Origin of the sequence: Mesorhizobium sp. M0659, assembly GCF_040320605.1 — a bacterium.
GTDB lineage: Bacteria > Pseudomonadota > Alphaproteobacteria > Rhizobiales > Rhizobiaceae > Mesorhizobium.
In genome coordinates this window covers 310,609-318,731 of sequence record NZ_JAMYPY010000006.1, presented here as the reverse complement: position 1 = coordinate 318,731, position 8,123 = coordinate 310,609, and the positions used below count along the sequence as shown (strand labels likewise).

Genomic DNA, 8,123 nt, shown 5'->3' with positions numbered 1-8,123 from the left:
CTTCTACTACGAGAGCCATGACCAACTGCGCCAGCATCTCGCCGATTTCGTCTTAGCCTATAATTTCGGCCGTCGACTGAAGACCCTCAAGGGCCCACGCCCTTTGAATACATCTGCAAAATCTGGACAAAAGAGCCCGAACGATTCAGGCTCGATCCAACCCATCAAACCTTGGGACTAAACATCTAAGGTAAAGCAAAACGCGATGGAGGGATTCCAAAACTACGTTAGTTCCATGGACCGCTACCTCGGGGAACTCGACATCAAGCCGAAACCCATCAAGGACCGAGATGGATCATTCGCTCGCTTCCTTGCTGGCGAACACGCAACCTCACGAACGCCGGATATGTGGAGCGCCACTCGCGACTTGTGACCTTCGCCCCAATGTTCGACGCGTGGCTGGAGCCTCGAGTAGCCAATGAATTCGAAAGGTCCTTCTTCGAAGAACTCGCTTGGAGAGCTCAGGCTCTTCGCCGCGCGAAAATCGTAAGGACGCTTCTCGATGGCATCGATGTGGATGACGGATGGACAGAGGATGGAGATTTGCCCCGAGCCCTCTCAGCCAAGCTGAAAAGGTCGGGTTGGGAGGACGAGGAATGGGAGGCATGATTGCCCTTCGGACTACCTATCAGTTGCGCAGATCGGCCTGGTCTCTCGTCACATCCCACGCTGGGTTGGCCGGCCGCTTTCCTGCATTTCCAGGCAAATGGGACAGTCCCCTCCCGGCCCAAACCAATCATCCGACTTGGCGACGAGTTTCGGCGTTTTTCGACGGTCAGTATGATTTCCGGGGGTTGGAGATTTGTATCGGCCTTTGATGAAGGGCCGCTGTTGGGTTCAAAGTGGATGGTCTCGTTATTGTATGGACAGCAGGCTTGCGGCGTCCCTCGGTTGAGTTCACCCGCGGGTTTTTGCTCTTGAGTTCATCCAGATAATCGGCCCACCACTGCATCATGTTGATGCGCTCCTCCCAGTGCTCTGCCCGGGCATAGGCGCGCCGAACGTCGTTGTTCTCAATGTGGGCCAGCTGCCGCTCTATCGCGTCCGGATGCCACTCGCCGCATTCGTTCAGCAAAGTTGATGCCGTTGCTCGAAAGCCGTGCGCGGTAGCTTCTTCCTTGCCGTAACCCATACGACGCAGTGCGGCGTTTAGCGTATTGTCGGAAATCGGACGCGAAGCCGATCGAACACTAGGAAACAGCAGCGATCCACCACCAGAAATTTCCCTGAGTGAAGTCAGGACGCTGATCGCCTGCTTTGATAGGGGTATGCGGTGCGGCCGTCGCATTTTCATGCGTGCTTCAGGGATGGTCCACACCGAGCTTTCAAAATCGAACTCTTCCCATTCAGCGACGCGAAGCTCCCCGGGGCGGGGAAACAGCAGCGCAATCAGCATCAGGCCGGCCCGGGTTGTAGGCTGTCCTTCAAATGCATCGATCGCCCTCAACAAACCGCCCAAGGCCTTCGGATCGGTAATCGCGGCGCGAGACGTTACCGTCGGACTGATGAGTGCGCCTCTGAGGGCGAAGGTCGGATCTGTCTCGGCGCGTGCGGTCGCGATTGCGTATCGAAACACGCTGCCGATCGTGGAGCGCAGTCGCCTGGCCGACTCGTATCGACCGCGAACCTCCACGCGGCGGAGGGCAGTAAGGATGGTGGCCGGGTCGATCTCCCGAATGCATTTGTCGCCAATTATCGGATAGGCAAAGTCGAGCAGCCATTTGACCTTGCTGATCGTCCGGTCGGCACGTCCCTCCTTCTTTAGTTTGTCAACATATTCGTCCGCGATTGAGCGAAAGGAGTCCTTTGCCGAATCGGCCTTCCGCAAGCTGCGTTCCTTTCCAGGGTCGACGCCAGCTAGCAGAAGCCTTTTAGCGTCATCGCGCGCCTCCCGTGCCTCGGCGAGAGAGATAAGGGGATAGCTGCCCAGCGCGAGCAGTTTCTGCTTGCCGTCAAAGCGGTAGGCGAGCCGCCAGAGGCGAGAGCCCGTGGGCTGTACCCATAGCTGCAGCCCGCCCCCATCAGATAATTTCACGAGCTTGGAAGCAGGGCGGGCATTTCGACATTTCACGTCGGAGAGGGGCATTCGTCAGGTCTCCCTTGGCTGTTTCGATACCATCAGGATGTCGAATACCAACGGAAATACCATCCCCCCGCCTCGTTGGACCAAATGCTCCTGAAGCGCTCCGTGTCCCGCTTAACCGCGCAATGCGACTGCATAAGACCAACAATTCCAAGCGGTTGCAAAAGCTGCAGCGTAGAAGGTTCGGTGAAAAGGAGTGCCGGGAGAAGGGGGGATGGTGCCCAGAGGCGGATTCGAACCACCGACACGCGGATTTTCAGTCCGCTGCTCTACCAACTGAGCTATCTGGGCCTCGCCGGCAAACGAGACATCGCCTGACCGGATTTCAGGAAAGCGCCGTGGGGCACCCCTTGAAAGCGCGTGGGTTATAGCACGGGAATCCGGCCTGTCCAGCGCCTAAGCGCTGATTTTCCGGGGCAATTGTCGCAGACAATACCGACGCCGGCAAAGCAGCAATTGCGTAAGGTCGGCGAAGTGGAATTGCGCGGCCGGCACCGCCCAAACCCTACTTCGGCTCGTCGCTCTCGTCCTCGTCATCCCGCGCGGTGATGACATAGGCGCCCTTCAGCCAGCGGTTGAGGTCGATGTCCTTGCAGCGCTTAGAGCAGAACGGATAGGTCTCGCGCGCCGACGGCTTGCCGCATTCGGGGCAGGGGCGCTTCGGGCGCAGTGGTGTGACCTTATCGTCCAGGCTCATGGCCGCGCGGTATGCCAGCTGGTGTGGACCTTGAAGCCTTCGCCCGAAAGCAGCGCCACCGTCTCGTAGAGCGGCAGGCCGACAATGTTGGTGTAGGAGCCGACCAGCTTGACGACGAACGAACCGGCGAGACCCTGGACGGCATAGCCGCCGGCCTTGCCGCGCCATTCGCCGGAGGCGACATAGGCGTCGATCTCCTCGCGTGGAAGCCGCTTGAAGCGTACCCTGGATTCAACCAGCCTTTGGCGCAGCTTGCCGCCCGGCGTAATCAGGCAGATGCCGGAATAGACCCGGTGCGAACGGCCCGAAAGCAGTCCAAGGCAATTGGCGGCGTCGTCCAGCGTCTCGGCCTTGGGCAGGATGCGGCGTCCGACCGCGACCACCGTATCGGCGGCCAGCACGAAACTTGGCGCATAGTCTTCCTCGCTTTTCAGCGAGGCCAGCGCCTTCTCGGCCTTTTCCTTCGACAGCCGCTTGGCCAGCGAGCGCGGATGTTCGGCGCGCAGCGGCGTTTCGTCGACATCGGCTGGCAGCACGCGGTCCGGCTCGATGCCGGCCTGTTGCAACAGTTCGATCCGGCGCGGCGAACCAGAGGCAAGCACGAGCTTCTGCAGGATGCTCATCGCGGTTCGCGCCGGACTGTTACTTGAAACGGTAGGTGATGCGGCCCTTGGTCAGGTCATAGGGCGTCATCTCGACCAGGACCTTGTCGCCGGTCAGCACACGGATGCGGTTCTTGCGCATGCGGCCAGCCGTATGGGCGATGATCTCGTGTTCGTTTTCGAGCTTCACCCGGAACATCGCGTTGGGCAACAATTCCGTCACGACACCCGGAAACTCGAGGACTTCTTCCTTCGGCATTCGATACCTTTGCTTGGATTGCAGTTCCGGCGCCCTGGAGCGCCCAGGCCGGAATTTCGGCGGAACCTATATGATAATCGTGCGCTTGTGAACACGCTTAGATCGCGTCATAAGCGACGCGCTCCAAGCTTTCGTTTATGCATGTCGTTATCTCAAAACCGGGACCGCTTTGAGCGACATGCATCAATCCGCCGCGTTTTTTACCTCCGGAAGCAGAAAACGTCGGCTGATGCGCGCTTTCAGCCGTTCCCTCACGTCGCGATAGCTGGCCATGATCTGCTCGCGCCTGCCGCCGACATCGGTCGGATCCGGCATCGGCCAGTATTCGACGTCGACGGCAAGCGAGCGGGTGAGCTCGAGCGCGGCGTGGTGGGCTTCGGGCGCCAGGGTGACGATCAGGTCGAAATAATCGTCCTCGAGATCGTCCATCGAGCGCGGCTGGCGCTCGCCCAGCGTCAGGCCCTCTTCGGCCAGCACCGCGTCGACGAACGGATCGCGCTCGCCCCTGTGCACGCCGGCAGAGGCGACGAAAGTGGCCGGCGGCAGCATGCGCCGCGCCAGCTGCTCGGCCATCGGTGAGCGCACGGCGTTCATGCCGCACAAAAACAGGATCGAGCGGGGCGCCCCAGTCAGGTCTAACCCCGCCAGTGCAGCACGCAGACCAGCGTGAACAGCCGCCGCGCCGTGTCGAAGTCGATGTCGATCTTGCCGGCCAGCCGGTCCATCAACGTCTGCGAGCCTTCATTGTGCAGGCCGCGCCGGCCCATGTCGATCGCCTCGATATGGCTCGGCGTCGAGGAGCGGATGGCGTCGTAATAGCTTTCGCAGATCAGGTAGTAGTCCTTGACGATGCGCCTGAGCGGCGTCAGCGACAGGATATGGGTGACGACATCAGCACCATCCTCGCGGGCGACCGCAAACACCAGCCGGGATTCGGCCAGCGAGAGCTTCAGCCGATAAGGCCCGGCGCCGTCATCATTGACCGGCTGAAAGCTGTTTTCTTCGATCAGGTCGAAGATCGCTACCGCGCGCTCATGTTCGACATCGGGCGTCGAACGGCCGATCGACTCGTCGAGCTCGACATCGATCAGCCTTGCGCGGGTTTGATCGCCGTCCGCCATCGCCGCCTACATGTTCAGCCGGATGGCGACGGAGCGGCCATGCGCGTCGAGGCCTTCCGCCTTGGCCAGCGCAATCGCCGCCGGCGCAAGTGCTCTCAGCTGCTCCGGCCCGAGCTTCAGGATCGAGGTGCGCTTGACGAAATCGAGCACCGACAGGCCCGAAGAGAAGCGCGCCGAACGCGCCGTCGGCAGCACGTGGTTGGAGCCGCCGACATAGTCGCCGATGACTTCGGGCGTATGGCGTCCCAGAAACACAGCACCCGCATTGCGCATCCTGGCCAGGAAGCCTTCGGCATCGTCGATGGCGAGTTCCACATGTTCGGCGGCGATGCGGTCGACCAGCGGCAGCGCGGCTTCGATGGTCTCCACCAGGATCACCGCGCCGAAATCGCGCCAGCTGGCAGCCGCCGTCTCGGCGCGCGGCAGGCTCAGCAATTGGCGCTCGACCGCCTGTTCGACGGCCTTGCCGAAGGCCGGATCGTTGGTGATCAGGATCGATTGCGCCGACACGTCATGCTCGGCCTGAGCGAGAAGATCAGCGGCAATCCAGTCGGGATCGTTGCTGCCGTCGGCCACGACCAGCACTTCAGACGGTCCGGCGATCATGTCGATGCCGACCGTGCCGAACACCTGGCGCTTGGCGGCGGCGACATAGGCATTGCCGGGCCCGACGATCTTGGCGACCGGCCGGATCGTCTGCGTGCCATAGGCAAGGGCGGCAATCGCCTGCGCGCCGCCGACGCGGTAGATCTCCGAAACGCCTGATATATCGGCGGCCACCAGCACCAGCGGATTGATGATGCCGCCCGGCGCCGGCACGACGATGACGATGCGCTCGACGCCTGCCACCCTGGCCGGCACGGCGTTCATCAGCACCGAGCTTGGATAGCTCGCCGTGCCGCCCGGCACATAGAGCCCGACCGCCTCGATCGCCGTCCAGCGCGAACCCAACTCGACCCCGGCGGCATCGGTATAGCGATCGTCCTTGGGCATTTGTCGCTCGTGATGGGATCGGATGCGGTCGCGCGCGAACTTGAGCGCATCGACCGTCTGCGGATCGGCGTCTTTGTAGGCCTGCGCGATGTCGTCCTTCGACACGGCGATGCCGAGACTATTGAGGTCGGCCTTGTCGAATTTCAGCGTGTAGTCGACCAGGGCAGCGTCGCCCTCGGCACGAACCCGCGCAATGATGGCGCGCACGGCAGTGTCGACGTCCTCCGATACCTCCCGCTTGGTGGTCAGGAAGGCGGCGAAACGCTGCTCGAAACCGGCATCGGACTGGATAAGCGTAATGGCCATCGGCTGCGTCTAGATCGTGATGAGACTTGGTTGAAATCTCATCACGATCTAACCCTTTGTTGGAGCATGATCTCTGGACAAACGATTCCCGTTTTGTCCAACAAAAACCGGCACCCACTTTTTGGGATCATGCTCTACACCCTGTGCACCGGACGCGAGGTCGCTTCCCAGGCGCCGCCTATGTCGGCAAGCCGCGCCTCGACGCATTCGACGTCGAGCATGATCGCGCCGCCGCCGGAAAAGACCAATTCGACGATGCCGGCCGGCTTGCTGATTTCGATAAAGCTGATTGCCAGAAGCGACAGCACCTCGGCCGGCCGATCGCGGGCAATGCCGCTGGTCTTGGCGCCGAGCACGCGGTCGAAATGCAACACCGCCTGGCGCCGCTCATTGTGCTGGCTGAACAGCCCGGACTTCGCCTCCCAGACGAAGCGGTTCATGGTCAATATGAAACGCTTGGCCGAAGGCAGGTATTCGAGATCCGAGACCTTCATCACGGCGTCCTGGACGTGAGCCGAGACGATGCTCAGATCCTGATCGTCGAGCGCAATGAGTTTGAGGGCTGCCATGCCGAATGCACACCTGAAAGTTGGTTTCAGCCTTCTGTTAGGCGGTCTTTCCGGTCGGTGCAACCGCGACACAAATTCACCCCGAGGCTAGCGCCTCGGGTTTGAAGTGTTGGCGGTGAATGGAGGCAGCACCAGACGCCTGTCTGTCTGAAGCAACTGCCGTGCGGTCAAGCCGAAATCCGCTCGATCACCGCGCCGCAATTGGAGAGCTTTTCTTCCAGCCGCTCAAAACCGCGGTCGAGGTGGTAGACGCGGTTGACCGTCGTTTCGCCTTCGGCCGCCAGACCGGCGATGACCAGCGACACCGAGGCGCGCAGATCGGTCGCCATGACGGGTGCGCCCTTCAGCTTGGCGACGCCGTCGACGATCGCCGTTTGGCCGGACAGCGTGATGTGGGCGCCGAGCCGGGCCAGTTCCTGCACATGCATGAAGCGGTTTTCAAAGATGGTCTCGGTGATGCGCGACTTGCCCTTGGCCATGGTCATCAGGCCCATGAACTGCGCCTGCAGATCGGTCGGGAAGGCCGGAAAGGGCGCCGTCGTGACGTCGACCGGCGAAATGCCGGCGCCGTTGCGCTTAACGCGAATGCCGGAGTTGGTCGGCGTGATCTCGGTACCGGTCTGGGCAATCACATCCAACGCGGTCTGTAGCAGCTCGGGGCGGGCGCCTTCGAGCACGACATCGCCGCCGGTCATGGCCACAGCCATGGCATAGGTCCCGGTCTCGATGCGGTCGGGGATGACGCGCACGCGCGCGCCCGACAGCGATTCGACGCCATCGATGGTGATGGTTGGAGTGCCGGCGCCGGAAATTTTTGCGCCCATGGCGTTGAGGCATTCGGCGAGGTTGACGATTTCGGGCTCGCAGGCGCCGTTTTCCAGCACCGTCTCGCCCTTGGCGAGCGCCGCCGCCATCATCAGCACATGGGTGGCGCCGACGGAGACTTTCGGGAACACATAGCGATTGCCGACGAGGCGGCCGTTCCTGGTCTTGGCCAGCACATAACCAGTGTCGACATCGATGTCGGCGCCCAGCGCCTGCAGGCCTTCAAGGAACAGGTCGACCGGCCGCGTGCCGATGGCGCAACCGCCGGGAAGCGACACTTTCGCCTCGCCCATGCGGGCCAGCAGCGGGCCGATCACCCAGAACGATGCCCGCATCTTCGACACCAGCTCGTAAGGCGCGGTGGTGTCGACGATGTTGCGGGCCGAGAAATTGATGGTGCGCGAATAGCCCTCATTCTGCTTCTCGCGGCGGCCGTTGACCGAATAGTCGACGCCGTGATTGCCGAGAATGCGGATCAGCTGCTCTACATCGGCCAGATGCGGCACGTTTTCCAGCGTCAGCGTGTCGTCGGTGAGCAGCGAGGCGATCATCAGCGGCAAAGCGGCGTTTTTCGCGCCCGAAATCGGAATGCTTCCGGCGAGCTTGTTGCCGCCGACAATTCTGATGCGATCCATGAGAGAATGTCCCCTCGGCCCGAAAGGCCGGTT

General features: G+C 61.7%; 9 protein-coding genes, 1 tRNA gene and 1 pseudogene. 1 reads left to right on the top strand and 10 read right to left on the bottom strand.

Annotated features, from left to right (window positions below; genetic code table 11):
• Nucleotides 1-189: pseudogene (locus NKI31_RS13115) on the top strand (IS481 family transposase); the annotation flags it as partial.
• Between the two features lie 586 nt (nt 190-775).
• Here the strand turns inward: NKI31_RS13115 and NKI31_RS13110 are convergent.
• From NKI31_RS13110 to murA, 10 genes are all read right to left on the bottom strand, one after another.
• Nucleotides 776-2,086, bottom strand: coding sequence for a tyrosine-type recombinase/integrase (locus NKI31_RS13110; RefSeq protein ID WP_352651775.1), 1,311 nt, complete (start codon nt 2,084-2,086; stop codon nt 776-778).
• A 212-nt stretch (nt 2,087-2,298) separates the two neighbouring features.
• Nucleotides 2,299-2,374, bottom strand: a tRNA-Phe gene (locus NKI31_RS13105).
• 214 nt (nt 2,375-2,588) lie between these two features.
• Nucleotides 2,589-2,780, bottom strand: a complete 192-nt coding sequence (yacG, locus tag NKI31_RS13100) for a DNA gyrase inhibitor YacG (RefSeq protein ID WP_023669280.1) — start codon at nt 2,778-2,780, stop codon at nt 2,589-2,591.
• Complete coding sequence (locus NKI31_RS13095) at nt 2,777-3,403, bottom strand: Maf-like protein (RefSeq protein ID WP_023681911.1); 627 nt, start codon at nt 3,401-3,403, stop codon at nt 2,777-2,779. Before NKI31_RS13095 ends, yacG begins: the two co-directional genes overlap by 4 nt.
• Nucleotides 3,404-3,422: 19 nt before the next feature.
• On the bottom strand, nt 3,423-3,641 hold the full coding sequence (gene infA / locus NKI31_RS13090; protein WP_006200926.1) for a translation initiation factor IF-1: 219 nt from the start codon (nt 3,639-3,641) through the stop codon (nt 3,423-3,425).
• Between the two features lie 183 nt (nt 3,642-3,824).
• Nucleotides 3,825-4,289: an arsenate-mycothiol transferase ArsC gene (locus tag NKI31_RS13085; RefSeq protein WP_081725519.1), complete on the bottom strand. Its 465-nt coding sequence runs from the start codon at nt 4,287-4,289 to the stop codon at nt 3,825-3,827.
• Entirely contained in the window at nt 4,277-4,762 is a 486-nt protein-coding gene (locus tag NKI31_RS13080) for a UPF0262 family protein (protein WP_023669283.1), read from the bottom strand. Before NKI31_RS13080 ends, NKI31_RS13085 begins: the two co-directional genes overlap by 13 nt.
• A gap of 6 nt (nt 4,763-4,768) precedes the next feature.
• A complete protein-coding gene (gene hisD, locus NKI31_RS13075) occupies nt 4,769-6,061 on the bottom strand; it encodes a histidinol dehydrogenase (RefSeq protein WP_023740451.1) in 1,293 nt (430 codons plus the stop codon).
• Between the two features lie 134 nt (nt 6,062-6,195).
• Nucleotides 6,196-6,630, bottom strand: a complete 435-nt coding sequence (locus NKI31_RS13070) for a DUF2948 family protein (protein ID WP_352651774.1) — start codon at nt 6,628-6,630, stop codon at nt 6,196-6,198.
• 167 nt (nt 6,631-6,797) lie between these two features.
• A complete protein-coding gene (gene murA / locus NKI31_RS13065) occupies nt 6,798-8,090 on the bottom strand; it encodes a UDP-N-acetylglucosamine 1-carboxyvinyltransferase (RefSeq protein ID WP_352651773.1) in 1,293 nt (430 codons plus the stop codon).
• Nucleotides 8,091-8,123 lie beyond the last annotated feature (33 nt).